Annotated in this window: 21 protein-coding genes; 11 read left to right on the forward strand and 10 right to left on the reverse strand. The window is 53.4% G+C overall.

All coding sequences use genetic code 11. From position 1 onward, the window contains the following. The first annotated feature begins 63 nt into the window (after nucleotides 1-63). The 8 genes from yiaK to araD all read left to right on the forward strand — a co-directional run bounded on the left by yiaK (nucleotide 64) and on the right by araD (nucleotide 7,643). Nucleotides 64-1,062, forward strand: a complete 999-nt coding sequence (yiaK, locus tag OGV80_RS07695) for a 3-dehydro-L-gulonate 2-dehydrogenase (RefSeq protein WP_043018697.1) — start codon at nucleotides 64-66, stop codon at nucleotides 1,060-1,062. Nucleotides 1,063-1,073: 11 nt separating this feature from the next. After that, nucleotides 1,074-1,538 carry a YhcH/YjgK/YiaL family protein gene (locus OGV80_RS07700; protein WP_043018698.1) on the forward strand — a complete coding sequence of 155 codons (465 nt, stop codon included), beginning with the start codon at nucleotides 1,074-1,076 and terminating at the stop codon, nucleotides 1,536-1,538. A 14-nt stretch (nucleotides 1,539-1,552) separates the two neighbouring features. Next, the gene (locus tag OGV80_RS07705; RefSeq protein ID WP_043018699.1) at nucleotides 1,553-2,485 is read left to right on the forward strand and encodes a DUF4862 family protein; all 933 of its coding nucleotides are present in this window, start codon (nucleotides 1,553-1,555) and stop codon (nucleotides 2,483-2,485) included. 31 nt (nucleotides 2,486-2,516) lie between these two features. Further along, nucleotides 2,517-3,836 carry an MFS transporter gene (locus OGV80_RS07710; protein WP_043018700.1) on the forward strand — a complete coding sequence of 440 codons (1,320 nt, stop codon included), beginning with the start codon at nucleotides 2,517-2,519 and terminating at the stop codon, nucleotides 3,834-3,836. 100 nt (nucleotides 3,837-3,936) lie between these two features. After that, the gene (locus OGV80_RS07715) at nucleotides 3,937-5,439 is read left to right on the forward strand and encodes an FGGY-family carbohydrate kinase (protein ID WP_286514392.1); all 1,503 of its coding nucleotides are present in this window, start codon (nucleotides 3,937-3,939) and stop codon (nucleotides 5,437-5,439) included. Beyond that, a complete protein-coding gene (gene ulaD / locus OGV80_RS07720; protein WP_286514529.1) occupies nucleotides 5,439-6,101 on the forward strand; it encodes a 3-keto-L-gulonate-6-phosphate decarboxylase UlaD in 663 nt (220 codons plus the stop codon). Before OGV80_RS07715 ends, ulaD begins: the two co-directional genes overlap by 1 nt. Then, nucleotides 6,094-6,954 (forward strand): L-ribulose-5-phosphate 3-epimerase, encoded by an 861-nt coding sequence (locus OGV80_RS07725; RefSeq protein WP_193145683.1) that lies wholly within the window; start codon nucleotides 6,094-6,096, stop codon nucleotides 6,952-6,954. Before ulaD ends, OGV80_RS07725 begins: the two co-directional genes overlap by 8 nt. Beyond that, entirely contained in the window at nucleotides 6,948-7,643 is a 696-nt protein-coding gene (gene araD / locus OGV80_RS07730) for an L-ribulose-5-phosphate 4-epimerase (RefSeq protein ID WP_286514398.1), read from the forward strand. The genes OGV80_RS07725 and araD overlap by 7 nt, the downstream gene beginning before the upstream one ends. Before the next feature lie 4 nt (nucleotides 7,644-7,647). Here the strand turns inward: araD and OGV80_RS07735 are convergent, their stop codons facing one another. Beyond that, a complete protein-coding gene (locus tag OGV80_RS07735; protein ID WP_043018704.1) occupies nucleotides 7,648-8,463 on the reverse strand; it encodes a helix-turn-helix domain-containing protein in 816 nt (271 codons plus the stop codon). Between the two features lie 252 nt (nucleotides 8,464-8,715). On the opposite strand from OGV80_RS07735, the gene OGV80_RS07740 reads away from it, so the two are divergent. Together OGV80_RS07740 and OGV80_RS07745 are read left to right on the forward strand one after the other, a co-directional pair. Next, nucleotides 8,716-10,116, forward strand: coding sequence for an MFS transporter (locus OGV80_RS07740; protein ID WP_087050759.1), 1,401 nt, complete (start codon nucleotides 8,716-8,718; stop codon nucleotides 10,114-10,116). Between the two features lie 10 nt (nucleotides 10,117-10,126). Beyond that, a complete protein-coding gene (locus OGV80_RS07745) occupies nucleotides 10,127-12,082 on the forward strand; it encodes a glycoside hydrolase family 127 protein (protein ID WP_043018706.1) in 1,956 nt (651 codons plus the stop codon). 91 nt (nucleotides 12,083-12,173) lie between these two features. Here the strand turns inward: OGV80_RS07745 and OGV80_RS07750 are convergent, their stop codons facing one another. Further along, the gene (locus tag OGV80_RS07750; protein WP_047407925.1) at nucleotides 12,174-12,914 is read right to left on the reverse strand and encodes a MipA/OmpV family protein; all 741 of its coding nucleotides are present in this window, start codon (nucleotides 12,912-12,914) and stop codon (nucleotides 12,174-12,176) included. 121 nt (nucleotides 12,915-13,035) lie between these two features. On the opposite strand from OGV80_RS07750, the gene OGV80_RS07755 reads away from it, so the two are divergent. After that, a complete protein-coding gene (locus tag OGV80_RS07755) occupies nucleotides 13,036-13,989 on the forward strand; it encodes a LysR family transcriptional regulator (protein ID WP_043018708.1) in 954 nt (317 codons plus the stop codon). Between the two features lie 81 nt (nucleotides 13,990-14,070). Here OGV80_RS07755 and OGV80_RS07760 read toward each other — a convergent pair whose 3' ends face one another. The 8 genes from OGV80_RS07760 to OGV80_RS07795 form a co-directional block, all read right to left on the reverse strand. Beyond that, a complete protein-coding gene (locus OGV80_RS07760) occupies nucleotides 14,071-15,207 on the reverse strand; it encodes an HlyD family secretion protein (protein ID WP_047407922.1) in 1,137 nt (378 codons plus the stop codon). 5 nt (nucleotides 15,208-15,212) lie between these two features. Then, a complete protein-coding gene (locus OGV80_RS07765) occupies nucleotides 15,213-15,536 on the reverse strand; it encodes a DUF3302 domain-containing protein (RefSeq protein ID WP_047407908.1) in 324 nt (107 codons plus the stop codon). A gap of 254 nt (nucleotides 15,537-15,790) precedes the next feature. Further along, complete coding sequence (aldB, locus tag OGV80_RS07770) at nucleotides 15,791-17,329, reverse strand: aldehyde dehydrogenase AldB (RefSeq protein WP_286514405.1); 1,539 nt, start codon at nucleotides 17,327-17,329, stop codon at nucleotides 15,791-15,793. 92 nt (nucleotides 17,330-17,421) lie between these two features. Next, nucleotides 17,422-18,573 carry an L-threonine dehydrogenase gene (gene yiaY / locus OGV80_RS07775; protein ID WP_043018712.1) on the reverse strand — a complete coding sequence of 384 codons (1,152 nt, stop codon included), beginning with the start codon at nucleotides 18,571-18,573 and terminating at the stop codon, nucleotides 17,422-17,424. Nucleotides 18,574-18,762: 189 nt separating this feature from the next. After that, nucleotides 18,763-20,607 (reverse strand): selenocysteine-specific translation elongation factor, encoded by a 1,845-nt coding sequence (gene selB, locus OGV80_RS07780; protein WP_043018713.1) that lies wholly within the window; start codon nucleotides 20,605-20,607, stop codon nucleotides 18,763-18,765. Continuing rightward, a complete protein-coding gene (gene selA, locus OGV80_RS07785; RefSeq protein ID WP_043018714.1) occupies nucleotides 20,604-21,995 on the reverse strand; it encodes an L-seryl-tRNA(Sec) selenium transferase in 1,392 nt (463 codons plus the stop codon). The genes selB and selA overlap by 4 nt, the downstream gene beginning before the upstream one ends. A 225-nt stretch (nucleotides 21,996-22,220) precedes the next feature. After that, on the reverse strand, nucleotides 22,221-22,829 hold the full coding sequence (locus OGV80_RS07790; protein WP_075145483.1) for a glutathione S-transferase: 609 nt from the start codon (nucleotides 22,827-22,829) through the stop codon (nucleotides 22,221-22,223). Nucleotides 22,830-22,899: 70 nt separating this feature from the next. After that, nucleotides 22,900-24,036 carry an HlyD family secretion protein gene (locus OGV80_RS07795; RefSeq protein ID WP_043018716.1) on the reverse strand — a complete coding sequence of 379 codons (1,137 nt, stop codon included), beginning with the start codon at nucleotides 24,034-24,036 and terminating at the stop codon, nucleotides 22,900-22,902. Nucleotides 24,037-24,038 lie beyond the last annotated feature (2 nt).

A 24,038-nucleotide genomic window follows, 5' to 3' on the forward strand; every position in this document is an offset into this window, starting at 1 on the left:
TCAGATTTCGCATAGTGAAATTTAGAGATAAAAAAGCGATCAAACTTAAACAAGGAAACAGGAATGAAAGTCACTTTTGAGCAGTTGAAAGATGCGTTCAATCGGGTACTGCTGGCACGCGGTATCGCCGTTGAAACCGCCGATGCCTGTGCCGAAATGTTTGCGCGCACCACCGAGTCCGGCGTTTATTCGCACGGCGTGAATCGCTTCCCCCGTTTCATTCAGCAACTGGATAACGGCGACATCATTCCTGAGGCCAAACCGCAGCGCATTACCAGCCTGGGGGCGATTGAACAATGGGATGCCCAGCGTTCGATCGGCAACCTGACGGCGAAAAAGATGATGGACAGAGCTATTGAGTTGGCTTCCGATCACGGTATTGGCCTGGTCGCGCTGCGTAACGCCAACCACTGGATGCGCGGCGGCAGCTATGGCTGGCAGGCGGCAGAGAAAGGGTACATTGGTATCTGCTGGACCAACTCGATTGCCGTAATGCCGCCATGGGGTTCGAAAGAGTGCCGTATTGGTACCAACCCGCTGATTGTCGCGATCCCCTCCACGCCAATCACCATGGTTGATATGTCGATGTCGATGTTCTCCTACGGCATGCTGGAAGTGAATCGCCTAGCTGGTCGCGAACTGCCGGTAGACGGTGGTTTTGACGATGAAGGCAATCTCACCAAAGAGCCGGGCGTTATCGAAAAAAATCGCCGCATTTTACCAATGGGTTACTGGAAAGGTTCAGGCCTGTCGATTGTGCTGGATATGATTGCCACCCTGCTTTCTGACGGTTCCTCCGTGGCGGAAGTCACCCAGGATAACAGCGATGAATATGGCGTTTCACAGATTTTCATCGCCATTGAAGTGGATAAGCTAATCGATGGCGCCACCCGCGATGCCAAACTACAGCGGATTATGGATTTCATCACCACCGCCGAACGCGCTGATGAAAACACGCCTGTTCGTCTGCCGGGCCACGAGTTTACAAAGCTACTGGCAGAAAATCGCCAAAACGGCATCACCATTGATGACAGTGTCTGGGCAAAAATTCAGTCGCTGTAAGGAGCAACACCATGATCTTTGGACATATTGCTCAGCCTAATCCGTGTCGTTTGCCCGCAGCGATTGAAAGGGCGCTCGATTTTCTGCGCACCACGGATTTCCGCAAACTGGAGCCGGGCGTGGTGGAGATAGACGGTAAAAATATCTTCGCGCAGATTATCGATTTAACTACCCGTGACCCAGCCGAAAATCGCCCGGAAGTGCATCGCCGCTATCTTGATATTCAGTTTTTAGCCTGGGGTGAAGAAAAAATCGGTATCGCTATTGATACCGGAAATAATGAAATCAGCGAAGCGTTATTAGAACAGCGCGATATTATTTTTTATCACGCCAGTGAACATGAATCTTTTATTGAAATGACTCCGGGAAGCTACGCCATATTTTTCCCGCAGGATGTTCATCGTCCGGGATGTCATAAAACTGTCGCCACACCGATCCGCAAAATAGTCGTGAAGGTTGCTATTTCAGTTTTATAAAAGGAGCACAAAAAATGAAAGCTAATACAACCGGTTATATTATCGGTGCGTACCCCTGTGCACCCTCATTTCACCAAAAGAGTGAAGAGGAAGAGAAGGAATTCTGGCGGCAGCTCTCCGATACCCCGGATATTCGCGGACTGGAACAGCCCTGCCTTGAACATCTGCATCCGTTGGGCGACGAATGGTTATTGCGCCATACGCCGGGCGACTGGCAAATCGTGGTCACGGCCATTATGGAAACCATGCGCCGCCGCGGTACTGAGGGTGGTTTCGGGTTGGCCTCCAGCGACGAAGATCAGCGTAAAGCCTGTGTGGCGTATTACCGCCATCTGCACCAGAAAATCAACCATATCAATGCAACTAATGGCGGAAAAGTGATCGCGCTGGAGTTGCACGCTGCCCCGCTGGCAGGCAACCCGAACGTCGCCCAGGCCACCGACGCGTTCGCTCGTTCACTGAAAGAAATTACCCACTGGGACTGGTCCTGCGATCTGGTGCTGGAGCATTGCGATGCCATGACGGGCCCTGCGCCACGCAAAGGCTTTTTGCCGTTAGAAAACGTGCTGGACGCAATAACCGGATATGACATCAGCGTGTGCATTAACTGGGCGCGATCGGCCATTGAAGGGCAGAACCTCGCCCTACCGCTGACCCACACGCAGCAAGTCCAACAGGCCGGTAAATTGGGCGCGCTGATGTTTTCCGGCACCACAATCACGGGAGAGTATGGCGAGTGGCAGGACTTACACGCGCCGTTTGCTCCTTTCTGCCCGCAAAGCTTGATGACCACCGACCATGCCCGCGAATTATTCGCCTGCGCAGGAACCGAGCCATTGCAATTTGCCGGTATTAAATTACTGGAAATAAATGCCAATGCAGATGTGGATCATCGCGTAGCAATATTGCGCGACGGTATCGCTGCATTAAACAAAACAAAATTATAAAAATAACATACTACTCTACGAGAATATTAATATGAACATGACCTCTCGCCCTACACTCAAAGATATACCCCGTCAGCGCTGGCTGCGAATTATCCCACCCATTCTCATCGCCTGTATTATTTCTTATATGGACCGCGTTAATATCGCATTTGCGATGCCGGGCGGCATGGACGCCGAATTAGGTATTTCCGCCACCATGGCGGGACTGGCTGGCGGTATTTTCTTTATCGGTTATCTGTTTTTACAGGTTCCCGGCGGAAAAATTGCCGTACACGGTAGCGGCAAGAAATTTATCGGCTGGTCGTTGGTTGCCTGGGCGGTTATTTCCGTTTTGACAGGATTGATCACTAATCAGTATCAACTGCTGGTTTTGCGCTTTTTACTCGGCGTTGCCGAAGGCGGCATGCTGCCGGTTGTGTTGACGATGATCAGCAACTGGTTCCCCGACGCCGAGCGCGGTCGCGCCAATGCGATTGTGATTATGTTTGTGCCGATTGCCGGGATCATTACCGCCCCGCTCTCGGGTTGGATCATCACCGTGCTCGACTGGCGCTGGCTGTTCATTATTGAAGGTTTACTCTCCATTGTGGTCCTGGTGCTGTGGGCCTATACCGTTTACGACCGACCGCAGGAAGCACGCTGGATCTCTGACGCCGAGAAAAATTACCTCGTTGAAACGCTGGCCGCCGAGCAAAAAGCCATTGCCGGAACCGAAGTCAAAAATGCCTCTCTGGGCGCGGTGCTGTCCGATAAAACCATGTGGCAGTTGATCGCACTGAATTTCTTCTACCAAACCGGGATTTACGGTTACACCCTGTGGCTGCCGACCATCCTCAAAGAGTTGACGCACAGCAGCATGGGACAGGTCGGTATGCTCGCCATTCTGCCGTACGTTGGCGCAATTGCCGGGATGTTCCTGTTCTCTTCTCTCTCTGACCGCACCGGTAAACGCAAGCTGTTCGTCTGCCTGCCGCTGATTGGCTTTGCCCTGTGCATGTTCCTCTCCGTAGCGCTGAAAAATAACGTCTGGCTGGCTTATGCCGCGCTGGTCGGCTGTGGCTTCTTCCTGCAATCGGCTGCGGGCGTGTTCTGGACCATTCCGGCGCGGTTGTTCAGCGCGGAAATGGCCGGTGGCGCACGTGGGGTTATCAACGCCCTCGGCAACCTTGGAGGCTTCTGCGGTCCTTACGCGGTCGGCGTACTCATCACCCTGTACAGCAAAGATGCGGGCGTTTACTGCCTGGCAATCTCACTGGCGCTGGCCGCGCTGATGGCACTGCTGCTGCCAGCAAAATGCGATGCCGGTTCTGCGCCGCTAAAGACGCTGAATCCGCGTAAACACGCGGCGTAACACGATGTCCGGTGACGCTTCGCTTATCGGGCCGACGAAATCCATACATACCCCAGGCCGGATAAGCGCAGCGTCATCCGGCCAAAATGAGATGACAAAGATGAGTGAGAAAGCGACCTTCTGGCTGGGTATTGATTGTGGCGGTACATATCTGAAAGCAGGTTTGTATGATGCCAAAGGTCATGAGCAGGGAATTAACCGGCAATCGCTGCAGACAATATCGCCGTTACCCGGTTACGCCGAACGCGATATGCACCAACTGTGGCAACAGTGCGTCGCGACCATTGCCGGTCTGTTAAAACGCACTGGCGTCTGCGGCGATCAAATTAAAGGCGTCGGTATTTCCGCTCAGGGCAAAGGCCTGTTTCTTCTTGATAAGCAGGATAAACCGCTGGGCAATGCCATTCTCTCTTCCGATCGACGCGCGATGGACATCGTTCAGCGCTGGCAGCAGGATGGGATCCCTGAACAGCTCTACCCGGTCACCCGCCAGACATTGTGGACCGGGCATCCGGCATCGCTCCTGCGTTGGGTAAAGGAGAATACCCCTCAGCGCTACGCGCAAATTGGCAGCGTCATGATGGGCCATGATTACCTGCGCTGGTGCTTAACCGGCGTCAAAGGCTGCGAAGAAAGCAATATCTCCGAGTCGAACCTCTACAACATGACCACCGGTCAGTACGACCCGCAACTGACCCAATGGCTGGGCATCAGTGAAATCGACGCTGCCCTGCCACCTGTCGTTGGCTCAGCAGAAATATGCGGGGAAATCACCGCTCAGACAGCCGCCATCACCGGTCTGGCGGCGGGTACGCCCGTCGTCGGCGGTCTGTTTGATGTGGTTTCCACCGCACTCTGCGCCGGTATTGAAGATGAGCACACCCTCAACGCGGTAATGGGAACCTGGGCTGTCACCAGCGGGATCGCTCACGGCCTGCGTGACCACGAGGCCCATCCCTATGTTTATGGCCGCTATGTGAATGACGGGCAGTACATCGTTCACGAAGCCAGTCCGACCTCCTCCGGCAATCTGGAATGGTTTACCGCTCAGTGGGGCGAACTCTCTTTTGATGAGATCAATCAGGCCGTCGACAGCTTACCGAAAGCCGGTAGCGAGCTTTTCTTCCTGCCCTTTTTGTACGGCAGCAACGCCGGGCTGGAGATGACCAGCGGCTTTTATGGCATGCAGGCTATACACTCTCGCGCCCACTTATTACAGGCCATCTACGAAGGCGTGGTTTTCAGCCACATGACCCACCTCAACCGCATGCGCGAACGCTTTACGCAGGCGCATACCCTGCGCGTCACCGGAGGTCCGGCGCACTCAGATGTCTGGATGCAAATGCTGGCCGACGTCAGCGGCTTACGTATCGAGCTGCCGCAGATTGAAGAGACCGGCTGCTTTGGCGCAGCGCTTGCTGCCCGCGTAGGCACCGGCGTTTATCACGATTTCAGCGACGCCCAGCGCAGCTTACAGCACCCGGTACGCACGCTGCTGCCAGACGCCGCCGCGCATGCGAGCTACCAGCGTAAATACCGCCAATACCAGAATTTAATTACCGCACTACAGGGCTATCACGCCCGCATTAAGGAGTACGAATGATGAGTCGACCATTACTGCAACTGGCGCTCGACCACACCAACCTGCAGGCGGCCCAGCGCGATGTCGCACTGCTACAAGAGAGTGTTGATATCGTTGAGGCGGGGACGATTCTCTGCTTAACCGAAGGCCTTAGCGCCGTAAAAGCGTTACGCACCCAGTGCCCAAATAAAATCATCGTCGCCGACTGGAAGGTGGCCGATGCGGGCGAAACCCTCGCACAGCAAGCGTTTGATGCTGGCGCTAACTGGATGACCATCATCTGCGCTGCGCCGCTGGCGACGGTAGAAAAAGGTCATGGCGTCGCGCAGTCCTGCGGCGGTGAAATTCAGATGGAACTGTTCGGCAACTGGACGCTGGATGACGCCCGAGACTGGTATCGCGTTGGGGTTCGTCAGGCGATTTACCATCGCGGGCGCGATGCCCAGGCCAGCGGGCAACAGTGGGGCGAAGCGGATCTGGCACGCATGAAAGCGCTTTCCGATATTGGTCTGGAACTGTCGATTACCGGCGGGATTACGCCCGCCGATCTGCCGCTGTTTCGCGATATCAACGTCAAAGCCTTTATCGCCGGACGCGCGCTGGCTGGGGCGAAAAACCCAACGCAGGTTGCTGGCGAATTCCATGCGCAAATCGATGCCATCTGGGGAGCACAGTATGCGTAATCATCCGTTAGGTATCTATGAAAAAGCGCTAGCGAAAGACCTCTCCTGGCCGGAGCGTCTGGTGCTGGCGAAAAGCTGCGGTTTTGATTTCGTCGAAATGTCAGTGGATGAAACCGATGAACGCCTGTCGCGTCTCGACTGGAGTCCCGCTCAGCGCGCATCGCTGGTGAGCGCGATGCTGGAAACCGGTGTGGCAATCCCCTCAATGTGCCTGTCCGCCCACCGCCGTTTTCCGTTTGGCAGCCGCGATGAATCTACACGCGCCCGGGCGCGCGACATCATGACCAAAGCCATTCGTCTGGCGCGCGATCTCGGTATTCGCACCATTCAGCTGGCAGGCTACGACGTCTATTACGAAGAACATGACGAAGGTACGCAGCAGCGCTTTGCCGAAGGGTTGGCATGGGCAGTCGAGCAAGCCGCCGCCGCGCAGGTCATGCTGGCGGTAGAAATCATGGATACCGCATTTATGAACTCGATCAGCAAGTGGAAAAAGTGGGATGAAATGCTGTCATCGCCGTGGTTCACCGTCTATCCGGACGTAGGCAACCTCAGCGCCTGGGGTAATGACGTCACTGCCGAATTGACACTGGGCATTGACCGTATCGCCGCTATCCACCTGAAAGACACGCTGCCAGTAACCGAAACCCATCCGGGCCAGTTTCGCGATGTGCCCTTTGGCGAAGGGTGTGTGGACTTTGTTGGTATCTTCAAAACGCTGCATGAGCTGAACTATCGCGGGTCGTTTCTGATTGAAATGTGGACTGAAAAAGCGAAAGAGCCGGTACTGGAAATTATCGAGGCACGACGCTGGATAGAGGCACGTATGCAGGAAGGAGGATTTCCATGTTAGAACAACTGAAGTCCGAGGTGCTGGCAGCCAATCTGGCGCTTCCGGCTCATGGTTTAGTCACCTTTACCTGGGGTAACGTCAGCGCGGTAGATGAAACGCGGACACTGATGGTGATTAAGCCATCCGGCGTAGAATATGACGTGATGACCGCCGACGATATGGTGGTGGTGGATATCGCCAGCGGCGACGTGGTTGAAGGGAGTAAAAAACCCTCATCTGACACGCCAACCCATCTGGCGCTATACCGCCGCTACCCTGAGATCGGTGGGATCGTCCATACCCACTCACGCCACGCGACGATCTGGTCGCAGGCGGGTCTTGATCTCCCTGCATGGGGCACCACGCATGCCGATTATTTCTATGGTTCTATTCCATGTACCCGTCTGATGACCATTGAGGAGATCAACGGTGAATATGAATACCAGACCGGCGAAGTCATCATTAAAACTTTTGAGCAACGGAACCTGAACCCGATGCAGGTTCCGGCGGTGTTAGTGCATTCACACGGTCCGTTTGCCTGGGGTAAAGACGCCGCAGACGCCGTACATAACGCCGTGGTGCTCGAAGAGTGCGCCTACATGGGACTGTTCTCGCGCCAGTTAGCTCCGCAGTTGCCGGATATGCAGCCTGAGTTGCTGGATAAACATTATCTGCGCAAACATGGCGTGAATGCGTATTACGGGCAGTAACGGGTCAGGCGCTATTAATATGCTCTTTGCAATAGCGCCGTTTCCACGCCGCGGGCGTCAGGCTGGTATGCTTGCGAAAGATTTTGCGAAAATAACCCACCTCATTAAATCCACATTTCATCGCCACTTCGGTAAGCGATAGCGAATCACTGATCAACAGTTTTTCTGCCGCCCTCACCCGCTGGCGATGCAACGCTTCGGTGAGTGTCAGCCGGAAAGCGCTACGGAATACACGCCCCAGATAGTCCGCATTGCAATGCAGCTCTTTCGCCAGCGTTGAGGCACTAATCGGCAGGTGGAACTGAGTGTGAATTATCTGCTGCGCTTTCCACGCCAGCGCATTACCTGGACTGTCTGGTGGTTGCTCGCTGGCAGCCGCGGATATTTGCTGCAAAATCAGCAGCAGGATCAGTTCCAGCGCTATGCTGCGATGAATATTTTCCTGCTCGCGTAAGAACTGACGAAACAACGAGATAATATATTGTGGCTCGCTCACCCGGGTATGTTGAGGGATAGCAAGTAACGGTTCCGTTATTGATGCGTCGCTTTCTGCCGTCACCTCAAAATGCAGCCAGTAAAATTTCAAATCAGCCGGAAATTGCCCAACGCCAATATGCGAGCGCTGCGGCCACAGCAGCAAACTTTCTCCGGCATTCACGCAAAAAACGGTCTGGCCTTCGCGAATCGTTAATGTCCCTTTTTCGACAAAGATAATTTCCCAGGATTGCAATCGTCGCGCAGGATGACTGCCCACGCCCCGGGAAATAAATAATCCGCCATTTTGTACTTTAATCGGAAGAGACATGGATAATTCGAGCATATATATTCAAATTCCCGCTTTCAGCATTATTTAAATCGGTCTTTATTATTGATTATTCACGATAAACCCAGGTTTCACCGGATCGAAATCACATTTTCTAAATGAAGTCGGAATTGTTATCTTTTTATACTTTTCTCTTCCCTTGTTGCTCCAAACATTTCGTGCAGAATAAATAACGTACTTTGCAAATTACCCACAAATAACCCGCAGTGTAGCGGGAATTTTTCTGAACATTCTCTCCGGGAGTTATTTATGACTTCGGCTCCGATTACGACATCCGATTTGGCACAGCGTGCCCAGGACGACAAACTCTCTCTGCGTGAAAAAATAGGCTATGGGTTAGGCGATGCGGGCGGGACGGTCATTACCTGTCTGATCATGAACTTCCTGACATTTTTCTACACCGATGTCTTCGGGTTAACGCCCGCACTGGTTGGTACATTGTTTATTGCCCTGCGCGTATTTGACGCCATTTCCGACCCGATAATGGGCGTGCTGGCCGACCGTACCCAAAGTCGCTGGGGGCGCTTTCGCCCCTGGCAGCTGTGGGTGGCAATTCCCATTGGCATTATTGGCGTACTCACGTTTACCGTCCCTGACGCCAGCATGAGCGTAAAAATTGCCTGGGCGTTCGGCACCTATCTGCTGCTCTCCGTCGGCTATACCGCCATCAACGTGCCGTACTGTGCGCTGATCAACACCATGACCACCCGCCACAATGAGGTGATCGCCTGCCAGTCCTGGCGCTTTGTGTTGTGCGGCGTGGCGGGATTCCTTGTCTCCGTCGGCCTGCCGTGGATGGTGGATGTTCTGGGTCAGGGCAACGCTGCGCAGGGTTATCAGTTCGGCGTGGGTATCCTGTGCGCCATCGCGGTAGTGATGTTCCTGTGCTGCTTCTTCTGGGTGCGCGAGCGCGTGCCGCTGGCGATGATGGGGAAATTTACCCTGCGCGAACACATTGGCGGGCTGCGCAAAAATGATCAGCTATTACTGATGCTGGTAATGTCTTTCCTGCTGATTAACGTCTTTAATATTCGCGGCGGCGGGTACATGTACTTCATTACCTATGTGCTGGAGGGCAGCACCGCTTACACGTCGCTGTTTTTCACCATGGTCACCTTCGCGTCCATCATCGGTTCGGTGATCGTCAGCCCGCTGACCCGCCGCATGGATACCGTCAAACTCTATTACTACACCAACCTGGTGCTGACGGCGCTGGCGGTGCTGATGTGGTTCCTGCCAACCGGTCCGGCTTATCAGACGCTGTGGCTGGCGGTGATCCTCGGCAACGGCATTATTCTGGGCTTTACGCTGCCGCTGCATTTCTCGCTGATGGCCTTTGCCGACGACTACGGCGAGTGGAAAACCGGCGTGCGTTCTTCCGGCATGAATTTCGCCTTCAACCTGTTTTTCATCAAGCTGGCCTGGGCCTCAAGCGCGGGGATCATCAGCCTGTTGTTTATTTTTGTCGCCTATCAGCCAGGCGCTGGTAACCAAACCGCCAGTTCGCTGCAAGGGATTACCGCGATGGAAACGCTGCTGCCCGCGCTGTTCCACCTGCTGCTGGCGCTGTCTATCCGCCTTTGCAAACTCAATAACCCGATGATGTCGCGCATTGCCACCGATTTGCGTCAGCGTCATGTACAGCCTTAAGGAGCACGAAATGAACGTACTGGAAGTCGACCTGCATAAGCTCACGGTCAGCGATCCGTTCCTCGGACAATATCAGCAGTTGGTGCGTGATGTGGTGATCCCCTACCAGTGGGATGCGCTTAATGACCGCATTGCAGAGGCGGAACCAAGCCATGCGATAGAGAACTTCCGCATCGCCGCGGGACTGCAGGACGGCGAGTTTTACGGCATGGTTTTTCAGGATAGCGACGTGGCGAAATGGCTGGAGGCCGTCGCCTGGTCCCTGTGCCAGAAACCCGATGCGGAACTTGAGAAAACCGCTGATGAGGTCATTGAACTGGTGGCTGCGGCACAGTGTGCAGACGGCTATCTCAATACTTACTTCACGGTAAAAGCTCCGGATGAACGCTGGACCAACCTCGCCGAATGCCATGAACTGTACTGCGCCGGTCATTTAATTGAAGCGGGCGTCGCATTCTTCCAGGCGACGGGTAAGCGTCGTCTGTTAGAAGTGGTGTGCCGCCTGGCGGATCATATCGACAGCGTGTTTGGGCTTGGTGAAAATCAGTTACGCGGCTACCCTGGACACCCGGAAATCGAGCTGGCCTTAATGCGCTTATATGAAGTGACTCAGCAGCCACGCTATATGGCGCTGGTAAATTACTTTGTTGAACAACGCGGCGCTCAGCCCCATTTCTATGACGAAGAGTACGAAAAGCGGGGGCAAACCTCTTACTGGCACACTTACGGCCCGGCGTGGATGGTGAAAGATAAACCCTACAGCCAGGCACATCAGCCCATTTCAGAACAGCAAACGGCGATCGGTCACGCGGTGCGCTTTGTATATCTGATGACCGGCGTGGCGCACCTGGCACGTTTAAGCCAGGACGAAGGCAAGCGTCAGGATTGCCTGCGTCTGTGGAAAAATATGGCCCAGCGCCAGTTGTACATTACCGGCGGCATTGGCTCTCAAAGCAGTGGCGAGGCGTTTAGCAGCGATTACGATCTGCCCAACGACTCCGTGTACGCGGAAAGCTGCGCTTCAATCGGACTGATGATGTTCGCCCGCAGAATGCTGGAAATGGAGGCCGACAGCCAGTATGCCGACGTCATGGAGCGCGCCCTGTACAACACCGTTCTCGGCGGCATGGCGCTGGACGGTAAACACTTCTTCTACGTTAACCCACTGGAAGTACACCCTAAGTCATTAAAATTCAATCATATTTACGACCACGTGAAGCCCGTTCGCCAACGCTGGTTCGGCTGCGCCTGCTGTCCGCCCAATATCGCCCGCGTCTTAACCTCAATTGGCCATTACATCTACACGCCACGTCAGGACGCGCTGTATATCAATATGTATGTGGGCAATAGCATGGAAGTCCCCGTGGCAGATGGCGCGCTCAAACTGCGCATTAGCGGGGATTATCCATGGCATGAGCAGGTGAAAATCGCCATTGAATCACCGCAGTCGGTGTATCACACCCTGGCCTTGCGCTTGCCTGACTGGTGCTCCGCGCCGCAGGTTTTGCTGAATGGCCAACCGGTTGAGCAGGATATTCGCAAAGGCTATTTGCACATCAGCCGAACCTGGCAGGAGGGCGATACGCTCAGTCTGACTCTGCCAATGCCAGTGCGTCGGGTGTACGGAAACCCACTGGTGCGTCATGTTGCCGGTAAGGTCGCTATTCAACGTGGGCCATTGGTGTATTGCCTGGAGCAGGCCGACAACGGCGAAGAACTGCATAATCTGTGGCTGGCGAAAGAGAGCGAATTCAGGGTATTCGAGGGTAAGGGGCTGTTCAGCCATAAGATGTTAATTCAGGCTGAAGGCGTGAAGCAAAGCTGCGCCGACGCGACGCAGCAATCCTTGTGGCACTATGATGTTTCACCGGCTTCTCGCCAGGCGCATACGCTGACGTTTATTCCGTGGTTTAGCTGGGCGAACCGTGGTGAAGGCGAAATGCGAATCTGGGTAAACGAGCAGTAACGGTAAGCGTACCGGATGACGACGCTTCGCGTCTTATCCGGTCTGGCGACTGAAAAGATTGCCCTCCTCCCTGAGGACAAACGGGTGAGAATCAGAAACGCCAGGTCAGACCGGACATCAAGGTGAAGCTGTCATCGCGATCAACCATCGGGCTATTTTTAATGTCGTCCGGCAGCGCACTGTAGTTGGCGCTGGCCAGCAGCGTCAGGTTGCTGGTCAACGCGTATTTAGCGGACAGGCCAACATACGGTGTCCAGCTGTCCCCAGGAGAGTAGCTTGATAACCCACTACGGCGGGATTCATTGCCAGAGATGCCGTAGTAATATTCGTTGAAGTTTTCGTCATAGTAGAGCACGCCAATCGCCGGCGTCAGCGTTAGCTTGCCCATCGGCATTTGGCGGAACAGAGACATTTCCGCGACCCAGCCATTGCTGTTATCCAGCACATCCGCTGCGGCGGAGACTTTCACACTGCCCCATTTCTGATGGTGATACCACGCGGCGCCCGCCATGGCGGTCGCGTCACGCTTATCCAGCTTTTTCATCGCATGATCGTCGTTATCACCTGGATCAAACTCAAGCGGCATGTATGAGGCAGTAATGCTAAATTCATTACTTTCGTTTTTTGAAAGAATATAACCTAACGTTGTTTGCCTAAAATAAAAGGATTCACTTTCATAACTGACAAGCGGTACTGCGTGAACGTTATCATTATATCCACGATAAGGAGATTCATTATATACAGCGCCAGCACCAATAGAAAATTCTGCGGCAGTTGCACTCGCCATAAAAGAAAAGGCGAACAGCGCCACAATATTGCGTTTAATTAACATGCCAACATTCCATTTTAAAATAAGCTACAAAGCGCGTGCATAATAATGCTTACAATTTCATCGATGCAACATTCATATTTATATAGTAATATATACAAACATATATATATTGGGTTTGGCGATGAACAAATTACAACTCAAACACCGGGAACTGAAAATTATTTCGGTAATTGCTGCCAGTGAAAACATCAGTCATGCCGCTACGGTTCTCGGCATCGCACAGGCCAACGTCAGCAAGTACCTGGCTGATTTCGAATCAAAAGTTGGATTAAAGGTGTTTGACCGCACCACTCGGCAGCTAACTCTTACGCCGTTTGGTACGGCGCTGCTTCCTTACATCAATGATATGTTGGAAAGAAACGATCAGCTCAATAGTTTCATTGCTGATTATAAGCATGAAAAACGTGGGCGGGTAACGGTCTATGCACCAACGGGAATTATTGCTTACTTATCGCAACATGTTATTGCAAAAATTCAGAATATCGGCGGCATTAGCCTCTCACTTAAAACATGTAACCTTGAACGTAAAGCATTTTATGAAGGCGTCGACTTTCCTGATGATTGTGATGTTTTAATCACCTATGCACACCCTAAAGATGAATCACTGGTCGCCAGTTTTATTACCAAATATGCAGTGACGGCATTTGCCAGCCCTGAATACATCAAACAACATCCTATTAGTAGCCCTGATGAGCTGGAAGAACATTCCTGCATTCTGATTGATTCCATGATGATAGATGATGCCAATATCTGGCGCTTCACCTCCGCCGGCGGCAAGGAAATGCACGATTATCGGGTTACCGGAAATTATGTCTGCGACAATACACAGTCTGCGTTGGCGCTTGCACGTAACCATCTGGGCATTGTTTTTGCGCCGAATGCAAGTGTACAAAAAGATGTTCAATCCGGATTGCTGGTCCCATGTTTCTCAGAACAACATGAATGGTGGTTGGATTTGGTGGCGATTTTCCGCAAGCGTGAATACCAGCCATGGCGGGTACAGTTTATTCTTGATGAGATGTTGGCAGAGATCCGCCAGCAGCTTACTCAGTCGCTGGAGCAGCAGACTGAGTAAGCAAAATGAGGGTACCAGACTCAACAGGCGTTATTGGCGCAGGTAGTTTGAACACTGCCCAGGGTCAAAAATAGCCTGCACCTAGTGGTCGAGATACAGGTAATGCACCCAGCTGGTCATCCGCAGCAAGACCTTACGCATGACCGACACATGCTCGAAGTGGTCAGAGTAAACGGCGACCTGGGCGTAAATCCCATCAGGTAATGCGCTCACATCCGCATTTTCATTTAGCTCAATTGTGGCGATCACCCCTTCCGAACCGGGCGTCGAGTTTAAGGATTGTAGCGCCCCGTTCGACTGGTATGTCCCCCCCGGTACGGCTGGGCTGATGGCAGCCAGTTTGCCGCTAAATACCTTACCCGGCAGGGCGTTAAAGACCACTTCCGCTTCATCGCCTGGCTCCAGTCGCAGCAGCGAGTTTTGACGGAACTGGGCGATAATTTGCCGTTTTTGATCCGGAATAAACACCATCACCGGGCGCATCGGCAGCGCGGCGGCGTAGGTTCCGGGGCGCATCAGCACCTGGGTTACGTAACCATCGCTGGGCGCGCGAACCACGGTCTGATCCAGATTGAATTCCGCTTCAGCTAACTGTGCTTTCAGGCTGGCAATTTGCGAATTCTCACCCTGCACCAGGCTGTCTAACTGACTCTGGATTTGCTGTTGTTCTGCAACGGAGGATTTCACCGCGGCTTCCTGCGCCAGATAGTTTTGCCGCGCCGCGTCGATATCGCGTTCAGAAAAAGGATTCACCTTCGCCTGACTCCCCTGCGCATAGCGCTGGTAATCTTTAGCCAGTTTGTCGCGCGTGGCCTTTGCCTGCTGCGTGTTGGCTTGCATTTCGTCTAACTGTGCCACCAGAGCCTGCTCTTTATGCTGTGCGGTGACAATATCAGCTTTCAGACGATCTACCCGCGCCTGATAACGTCCCGGATTAAGCTTAAAAAGAACCTCGCCTTTTTTGATCAGCGTATTCTTCTTATCCGTTACTTCCGTCACTACACCCGTTACCTGCGGCACTACGGGAATTGAAATTACCGCCTTTTGCGCCTTAAATGTATACGGATGGTTATAATTCATCAGTAATATCAGCCCGCAAACAATAAATATACCGCCTAAGGCTGCAGTGGGTACTGTCCATTTATTTACAGGAATTTTAAATATTTTAAATATTGACCATGCGCACGCCACATAGGTCAGAACAATCAGTAAATCCATCGATATTACTCCGCCGGAGAGGTCTTCGCCTCACCCAGTTTCTTTTCCAGATCGGCCACCCGTGCCTGAAGCTGGATCAGGGAAGGATCCGCGCTCTGCATGCCCCATCCGCGCTCGGGGCGATAAAGCGTTGCCCAGATCCACAAAAAGGGCCAAATAACATGTAAGGTAAACAAACTAACCCAGCCCGCGACGTGTATTGCGTCAGCATGTGGATGGTTACGTTTCTTTGCAATTAGATAGGGAATATCATGCAGAATAATAATCCCGTAAAAAATGACCAGGAATACAAAAATAAGCACTCCTAATGCAAAATAATCAAGGAACATATTTGCCTCAGGGATTTAAATTAAAAATTCGGCTGCTGTTTGATTTAAACAATAGAGTTGATAATAGTAGTGGAATGACCAGATTGGATGCAATGGTGTTATTTATATAACGATATATGGGTTTCTATATATACCCGTCGTCTTTCGAGCTGCTTCTTTGTTGGCTGCGTTCGTTCACCCCAGCCACTTACCTGAGTAAGCATCCTGGGGATGCCCGGTACGCTAAACGCGTCCGGGCAGTAAGTGACGGGATATTAGAACAGCCCCAGCGGTTTATCTGAGTAACTCACCAGCAGGCATTTGGTTTGCTGATAATGCTCGAGCATCATCTTATGCGTCTCGCGCCCGATGCCCGACTGCTTGTAACCGCCGAACGCCGCATGCGCCGGGTAAGCATGGTAACAGTTGGTCCATACACGCCCCGCCTGAATACCGCGGCCCATCTTGTACGCCAGATTTCCGTTACGACTCCAGACGCCAGCACCGAGACCGTATTGGGTGTCATTGGCGATTTCCAGCGCCTCTTCCATGGTTTTGAAGGTCGTGACGGCCAGTACCGGTCCGAAGATCTCCTCCTGGAAAACCCGCATATTATTCTTACCAAACAAAATGGTCGGTTCGAGGTAGTAACCCTCTTTTAACTCGCCATCCAGCTGCTTACGCCGCCCGCCGGTGAGAATATCTGCCCCTTCTTTCTTACCAATATCGATGTAATTCAGGATGGTTTCCAGTTGACCATGCGACACCTGCGCGCCCATTTGCGTCACGCTGTCTAACGGGTTGCCGCTACAAATACTTTCCACCCGGCGAATCGCTCTTTCCATAAAACGTTCGTAAATGGATTCCTGCACCAGGGCACGGCTTGGACAGGTACACACTTCGCCCTGGTTGAAGGCAAACAACGCAAAGCCTTCCAGCGCTTTGTCAAAGAACGCATCTTCTTCATCCATCACGTCTGCAAAGAAGATATTGGGAGATTTCCCACCCAGCTCCAGCGTGACAGGGATAATATTCTGCGTGGCGTACTGCATGATCTGCTGCCCGACTTCCGTTGAGCCGGTAAACGCCACTTTCGCAATGCGTTTAGATGTCGCCAGATATTCACCGATTTCTCCACCCGCGCCGTTTACCACGTTCACTACGCCTGGTGGGAGAAGATCGCCGATGACTTCCATCAACAGCAGTACGGACAGCGGCGTCAGACGCGCAGGTTTAAGCACCACGCAGTTACCCGCCGCCAGCGCGGGCGCCATCTTCCAACTGGCCATCAGTAGCGGGAAGTTCCACGGGATAATTTGCCCTACCACACCTAGAGGTTCATGGAAGTGATACGCCACGGTCTCGCTATCAACCTCACTGATTCCCCCTTCCTGCGCACGAATACAGGAAGCGAAATAGCGGAAATGGTCAATCGCCAGCGGCACATCTGCCGCGCTGGTTTCGCGGATAGGTTTACCGTTATCCCAGGTTTCTGCCGTCGCCAGCAGCTCGAGATTTTGCTCCATGCGATCGGCGATTTTGAACAGAATCGCCGCCCTGTCCTGCACGGATGTCTGCGCCCACTTGTCTTTTATCTTGTGCGCGGCATCCAGGGCGAGATCGATATCCTTTTTGCCGGAAGAGGCCACTTCGCACAGTAATTGCCCGGTTACCGGCGTCAGGTTTTGGTAATACTCGCCGTCCACCGGTGCGACCCAGTCACCACCGATAAAGTTATCGTATCGGGCTTTTAACTTCAGAGGGTAACCATATTCGCCGGGATAAATACGCGTTGAAGGGGGATTATTGGTCATGACCGTCTCCTTGCTGTAGGGGTACTACAAGGGTAGACGGGGCTGGCGAATTATTCGCCAGCCATTTCCTGCTTTACGACAGGTATCACGAATTACATGGCTGCGCGATAAATCGCCATAATTTCTTCATGAGTCGCCTGAATCGGGTTAGTGAAACCGCAGGCATCTTTCAGGGCATTGGTCGCCAGTACGGCAATATCTTCTTCCTTCACGTTCAGCTCACGCAGACCGGCAGGAATATTCACTTTCTGCGCCAGTTCGCGGATCGCCGCGATGCAAGCTTCCGCCCCTTGCTCTGCGCTCAAGCCAGCAACGTCCACGCCCATCGCCTTAGCGCAATCACTCAGGCGAGCGGCAGCCACTTTACTATTGAAAACCTGCACATGCGGCAGCAAAACCGCGTTACATACACCGTGCGGCAGATCGTAGAAACCACCCAACTGGTGCGCCATGGCGTGCACGTAACCCAGAGAAGCGTTGTTAAAGGCCATGCCTGCGAGGAACTGCGCGTAGGCCATAGCCTCACGTGCCTGAGCATTGCTGCCGTCTTCAACAGCGACCGGCAGGTTTTCCGCAATCATGGTGACCGCTTTCAGCGCGCAAGCATCGGTAATTGGGGTTGCAGCAATAGAAACGTAGGCTTCGATAGCGTGGGTCAGCGCATCCATACCAGTGGCCGCCGTCAGAGACTTCGGCATACCGACCATCAGCGAGGAGTCATTAACGGACAGCAGCGGCGTAACATGCTTATCCACAATCGCCATTTTAATATGGCGTACTTCATCGGTAATAATGCAGAAACGCGTCATCTCCGACGCCGTGCCCGCGGTGGTGTTAATGGCGATCATCGGCAACTGAGGTTTTGCTGAGCGATCCACGCCTTCGTAATCGCGAATATCGCCGCCGTTAGCCGCCACCAGCGCAATACCTTTTGCACAATCGTGCGGAGAACCACCGCCGAGGGAAATAACGCTATCACATTGGTTTTCTTTCAACATTTGCAGGCCAGCAGCGACGTTACTGGTCGTAGGATTAGGATGTGTACCGTCGTAAATGACGCTGAAAATATCACGTTCCTGTAATGCCTTTTGAATCTCGCCAGCCATACCTAATTTCGTCAGCATGGCATCTGTGACAATCAGCGTACGGCGAAAACCATATTCCGCCATTGTATTCATCGCGTCTTTTAATGAATCAGCGCCAATTACATTCACGGAAGGAATAAAAAATGTTGAAGCAGCCATTGTACGTTCCTTATTTTATTCTGAAGAGCCAGGAAGCATACGTGTGAATTTTTCAACAAAGTATGATCGTGGTGGTTATTTTAATAACACTATAAATAAAAAAGCACATTAGGCTTAGAATCTAATGTGCTTATTTCAATCAACATATATTTTGTATTAATTCATTTAAACCATGAATTAATTGTTTCATTATTTTTCCGGAAACAATAACGCATCGCGTAATAAATGATCATTTCCCCGGCGACGCGTAAAACCAATGCGGTCAAAATATTCCAGAATCTGAATAGCCAATTTGCGCCCAACGTTCAGCCTGTCGCGGAAATCAGCCGCACAGGTCGATCCCCGTTCCTGATCCAGCTCGCGGATCATATTGGCAAAGGCCACAATCCGATCGTTACGGTAATAGCGATCTTTAACGATCGCGGTAATAATGCCTTGCTGTGCCGCTTGTCGTAACGCCACGCGCATCATTTGCTCATCCGTACCCGTCTGTTTTGCCAGATCGCGTACCCACCACGGTTCATCGCCAAAAAGCGGTTCTGCTTTTAGCCAGATTGCCTGCTGCTCATCGCTGAAACCCGCCTTATGATCCGGCAAATGCAGCCAGCCATGATGGCTATGGATGGCACCGCTCTCGCGCATCTTTTCAATCAGCAGCAAGACCAGCGCTTCGTCTTCCATCGGCAAAGCCATACGCCGCAGACGTTCGCGTCCAGGCCCTGGCTCATCACGGTGCTGTTCGTGGTAGGTCGCCAGCGTATCGAGGACTTTTCGCTGCCAGCGCGCCGCAACGGGAGCATTCAACAGGCTGTATCCCGCCTGAATAAAACCATGTTGCTCAATCAACGGACGCATCCCGTTGCCGTTGAGCTGGCGCGCCCAGGCGAAATCAGGAATATTCACCGCCCCACGCGTCAGATGCAGCGCCAGGGCGTCGCCGTCACTCTGCGCCTTTTCCAGCGCCGACAGCCACTGCAGATATTCCGGCTTACGTTTCCCGCGACGCGGCGGATTGAGCGTTACCACGCGCGCACCTGCTAGCGTCGTGCGGGCAGAAATATCGCGCAGCACCAGACGGTCGTTATCAGCAAGCCAGAGCGGTGTATCAAACACCAGTTCCGCCAGCGTTCCTTCAAGCAGCGAGATTCGCCCGGTTACATGACTGGCCGCGTGGTGAATATGCAGCGGTTGCCACTGCATCAGCGGCGCGGCATGTTCTAAAGAAACAATTACGCGGGTAAAAGCCTCCGGCGGCGCATCAGAAAGTAGCCAGTCGCCGCGGTTAAGTTCTTCTTTTTGCGCATCGCCGGCAATATTCAGCGCGATACGTTGCCCCGCCTGCGCGCGTTCGGTGGCCTGATTTTGCGCATGCAGGCTACGTACGCGCATCGGTTTGTTGACGCCCGTGAGCCACAGCGTGTCACCGATATTCACTTCACCGCTAAGCGCCGTCCCGGTCACCACCAGCCCCGCGCCTTTGACCGTAAAGGCACGGTCAATCGCCAGGCGAAAGCTGCGATCGCAGGCATGCTCGCGCGACGTTAATTGCAGCAAATGCTCGCGCAGTTCTTCAATCCCACGACCTTCACTGGCGGCCGTCACGAACAGAACCGCACCGGCGAAACCATAATTCTCAAGCGTGGTGTGCACCTCGGCACGTACCGCGTTGATGCGATCCTCATCCACGCGGTCGGCTTTCGTGAGCGCCACGGTGATCTGCGGATTACCCGTCAGTTGCAAAATTTGCAAATGCTCACGCGTTTGCGCCATCACGCCATCATCACACGCCACCACCAGCAGCGCGTGGTCAATCCCGCCGACACCTGCCAGCATGTTGGACAAAAACTTTTCGTGTCCCGGAACATCGATAAATCCCAGTATCCGTCCGTCCGGCTGCGGCCAGTAGGCATAGCCGAGATCGATGGTCATGCCGCGCTTTTTTTCTTCCGGCAGACGGTCGGCATTCACGCCGGTAATCGCCTGTAATAACGTTGTTTTTCCGTGGTCAACGTGTCCGGCGGTTGCAATAATCATTTCAGCATCATCTCCATAAACCGGGTCTCGTCTTCAAGGCAGCGCAGATCCAGCCACATGCGACCATCATAAATTCGCCCAATGATCGGCACGGGCAACGTACGCCAGCGAGCGGCCAGCGCTTCAAGGCGGCTACCGCGCCCGTCGTGGGGGGTAAAGGTTAATGCCGCGCTGGGCAGCCTATCAACAGGTAGCGAGCCGCTGCCAATCTGCGACAGGCAAGGCATCACATTCAGGGCGAATTCGTCGCCGTAATGCTCAGCAAGCCGTGCCTGTAATTGTTGGGCCTGCGCATGGACAGCCTCTTGCGAACGGGTGAGCTGGCGTAGCGTCGGCAGCTTCGTCGCCAATGCTTCCGGGTGCAGATAAAGCCGCAGCGTCGCTTCCAGCGCAGCCAACGTCATTTTATCAGCCCGTAATGCACGTTTCAGCGGATGGCTCTGTAAGCGAGCGATCATCTCTTTTTTACCGACGATGATCCCGGCCTGCGGCCCGCCCAGTAATTTATCGCCAGAAAAGCTCACCAGACTGACGCCAGCGGCAATCAGTTGCTGCGGCATCGGCTCCTGCGGCAGTCCATACTGGCCGAGATCGACCAGCGAGCCACTGCCGAGATCCGCCACCACCGGTACATCCAGCTCCTTACCAATAGCGGCCAGCTCAGCCTCACCCACCGACTTCGTAAAGCCTTCGATGCTGTAATTACTGGTATGCACCTTCATCAGCAGCCCGGTGTTTTCATTCACCGCCTGACGGTAATCTTTCGCATGGGTCCGGTTGGTGGTACCCACTTCACGCAGCATACATCCGGCCTGGCACATAACGTCCGGAATACGAAACGCGCCGCCAATTTCTACCAGTTCGCCGCGTGAAACGACCACCTCTTTGCCGTTAGCCGTGGCGGCCAACATCAGTAAAACCGCTGCTGCATTGTTATTAACGATACAGGCGTCTTCCGCCCCCGTCAGACGGCAGAGTAAATCCGCCAGCGCCCGATCCCGATGTCCACGCCCGGCATCATCCAGGCTGTATTCCAGCGTCACCGGCGTGCGCATCGCCTGCACCACCGCCTCGATCGCTTCTTCTGCCTGCGACGCGCGACCAAGGTTGGTGTGCAGCACCGTGCCGGTCAGGTTAATCACCGGACGCAGCGCGCTTTGCGATTCTCGTTCCAGCCGGGCGCTGGCTTCTTGTGCCCAGTCCTCACACCATGCCGGGAGCGCGTGCGTGTCGCGGATGGCTTCTCTGGCTTCGTCGAGCATATGACGCAGCAGGTCAACCACTCGGGTATGACCGTGAGACTCACGTAAGGCTGGGAAGGCGCTATCGCGCAATAAACGATCGATAGCGGGAAGCTGGCTGTAGAGTGAACGCATGTCGGTTGTCATGAAAGGGCCTGGCTGTTGGTGGCCCTCTCCACCGTGGAGAGGGATATCGATATAGGAAGGATTGTACCGTGACTTTGCTCAGGCGGACATACATACACAAAATCATTCAAGATGCATCGAGGCGGCAAGAGAATGAGTCCCCAGGAGCGTACGAATAGTACGTAACTGGGGCGAAGAAACGCTGCCAACAAAGAGGCAGCTTGAAGGATGAAGTGTAAATGTGCATCAAGCCTTTGGCGGTTCTGTACGGGCAAAACTTTCGCGTTGAAAGAGCGTTTCCACCAGTTTGACCAGGCGCGGGCGATCAACACACCAGCCGGGCGCGACCCGACGGAAATTGAGATAACCGACGGCACAAGCAATCGCAATGGTTGCCAGGTTAACCGTATCCGTTTTCAGCGTACCGTCCGCCAGATAGCCCTCCAGCATATCCAGACTACGGGTAATCTTTTCCCGCTGGCGTAACAGTTCCGTTTCTGACTGCTGCGCGGCGGGGCGAGCCTGCTCACGCACCGAGACTAAACCCGCATCCATAATTCCGTCTGCCAGCGCTTCCAACTGGCGTACCTTCAGCGCCGCCAGCGGTTCACGCGGCAGCATGGCTGGCGCAATATCCAGCAGCTCGATATATTCCGCAATGATCGGGGAGTCAAACCAGTACTCGCCCTCATCGGTGACCAGCGCGGGCACTTTTCCTAGCGGGTTATAGCGCGCCACGCCGCTATCCGCGTTATAGGGAAGTTCATTCACAAATTCGAAGGTGATGCCCTTTTCCAGTAACAGAATAGAAATTTTACGCACAAAAGGGCTGGTATAGCTGCCGATGAGTTTCATGCCGGGTCCTTTTTGCCAACAAAAATATCAGTATGGCTCAGGTCGCCGTAAATGGCAGGTGATGACGATCTCAATGATCCAAATAAAGGTAATGCATCCAACTGGTCATGCGCAGCAACACTTTACGCATCACCGACACGTGGGCGAAATGGTCAGAATAGACCGCCACCTGGGCATAGATACCGTCCGGCAACGCATCCACATCGGTATTAGGATCCAGTTCAATCGTGGCCAGCACCCCATCGGTACCCGGCACCACCGTTAAGGATTGTAATGCCCCCTGGGCCTGATAAGAACCGCCCGGCACAACCGGCAGAATGGAGGTCAACTTAGCGGAGAAAACCTGACCTGGTAGCGCATTAAACACCACTTCCGCTTCATCGCCCGGTTTCAGACGCAACAGCGAGTTCTGGCGGAATTGCGCCACGATTTGTCGTTTCTGTTCCGGAATAAACACCATCACCGGGCGCAGAGGCAGCGCGGCAGCGTAGGTCCCGGGACGAATAAGCACCTGCGTAACATAGCCGTTGCTGGGGGCACGGACGATAGTCTGCTCAAGATTGTATTTGGCTTCAGCGAGCTGAGCGCGCAGAGACGCAACCTGAGATTGCTCCCCGTTGACCATACTGTCTAACTGGCTTTGAATCTGTGTCTGTTCCGCAACCGATCCTTTGACCAGCGCATCCTGGGCCAGATAGTTTTGCCGGGCGTTGTCGATATCGCTTTCAGAGAATGGGTTTACCCTCGCCTGGCTGCCCTTCAAATAGCGTTGATAATCCTTATACAGGCGGTCACGTTCCGCAGACACGCGGGTGGTATTAGCGACCGCTTCCGACAGCTGTGCTTTCAGATTGTCGATATTATGCGTCGCGGTCACCAGGTCTGCCTGGAGTCTGTCAACCCGCGCCTGATAACGCACAGGATCGAGTTTAAATAACACCTCGCCTTTTTTAATCAGCTGATTATTTTTATCTGTCACCTCACTAACAATTCCCGTGACCTGCGGGGTAACAGGAATTGAAATAACCGCTTTTTGCGCCGTAAAGGTATACGGGTGGTTATAGTTCATTAATAAAATAAGTCCCGCCACAATAAACACGCCGCCTAATGCAGCGGTTGCAAGCGTCCATTGGTTGACCGGAATACGAAATATTTTAAAGATGGCCCAGGCGAATGCCACGTAGGTCAGGACAATCAACAGATCCATGA

Origin of the sequence: Citrobacter sp. Ce119, from assembly GCF_030334525.1 — a bacterium.
Classification (GTDB): domain Bacteria; phylum Pseudomonadota; class Gammaproteobacteria; order Enterobacterales; family Enterobacteriaceae; genus Citrobacter; species Citrobacter europaeus.

Coding starts and splice junctions, on each gene's coding strand:
- OGV80_RS07745 (WP_043018706.1), top strand. CDS start 10,127: ATGAACGTACTGGAAGTCGACCTGCATAAGCTCACGGTCAGCGATCCG.
- OGV80_RS07705 (WP_043018699.1), top strand. CDS start 1,553: ATGAAAGCTAATACAACCGGTTATATTATCGGTGCGTACCCCTGTGCA.
- araD (WP_286514398.1), top strand. CDS start 6,948: ATGTTAGAACAACTGAAGTCCGAGGTGCTGGCAGCCAATCTGGCGCTT.
- OGV80_RS07765 (WP_047407908.1), bottom strand. CDS start 15,536: ATGTTCCTTGATTATTTTGCATTAGGAGTGCTTATTTTTGTATTCCTG.
- OGV80_RS07755 (WP_043018708.1), top strand. CDS start 13,036: ATGAACAAATTACAACTCAAACACCGGGAACTGAAAATTATTTCGGTA.
- aldB (WP_286514405.1), bottom strand. CDS start 17,329: ATGACCAATAATCCCCCTTCAACGCGTATTTATCCCGGCGAATATGGT.
- OGV80_RS07740 (WP_087050759.1), top strand. CDS start 8,716: ATGACTTCGGCTCCGATTACGACATCCGATTTGGCACAGCGTGCCCAG.
- OGV80_RS07715 (WP_286514392.1), top strand. CDS start 3,937: ATGAGTGAGAAAGCGACCTTCTGGCTGGGTATTGATTGTGGCGGTACA.
- OGV80_RS07735 (WP_043018704.1), bottom strand. CDS start 8,463: ATGCTCGAATTATCCATGTCTCTTCCGATTAAAGTACAAAATGGCGGA.
- selB (WP_043018713.1), bottom strand. CDS start 20,607: ATGATTATTGCAACCGCCGGACACGTTGACCACGGAAAAACAACGTTA.
- OGV80_RS07795 (WP_043018716.1), bottom strand. CDS start 24,036: ATGGATCTGTTGATTGTCCTGACCTACGTGGCATTCGCCTGGGCCATC.
- selA (WP_043018714.1), bottom strand. CDS start 21,995: ATGACAACCGACATGCGTTCACTCTACAGCCAGCTTCCCGCTATCGAT.
- OGV80_RS07710 (WP_043018700.1), top strand. CDS start 2,517: ATGAACATGACCTCTCGCCCTACACTCAAAGATATACCCCGTCAGCGC.
- OGV80_RS07760 (WP_047407922.1), bottom strand. CDS start 15,207: ATGGATTTACTGATTGTTCTGACCTATGTGGCGTGCGCATGGTCAATA.
- yiaY (WP_043018712.1), bottom strand. CDS start 18,573: ATGGCTGCTTCAACATTTTTTATTCCTTCCGTGAATGTAATTGGCGCT.
- OGV80_RS07700 (WP_043018698.1), top strand. CDS start 1,074: ATGATCTTTGGACATATTGCTCAGCCTAATCCGTGTCGTTTGCCCGCA.
- OGV80_RS07790 (WP_075145483.1), bottom strand. CDS start 22,829: ATGAAACTCATCGGCAGCTATACCAGCCCTTTTGTGCGTAAAATTTCT.
- yiaK (WP_043018697.1), top strand. CDS start 64: ATGAAAGTCACTTTTGAGCAGTTGAAAGATGCGTTCAATCGGGTACTG.
- OGV80_RS07750 (WP_047407925.1), bottom strand. CDS start 12,914: ATGTTAATTAAACGCAATATTGTGGCGCTGTTCGCCTTTTCTTTTATG.
- ulaD (WP_286514529.1), top strand. CDS start 5,439: ATGAGTCGACCATTACTGCAACTGGCGCTCGACCACACCAACCTGCAG.
- OGV80_RS07725 (WP_193145683.1), top strand. CDS start 6,094: ATGCGTAATCATCCGTTAGGTATCTATGAAAAAGCGCTAGCGAAAGAC.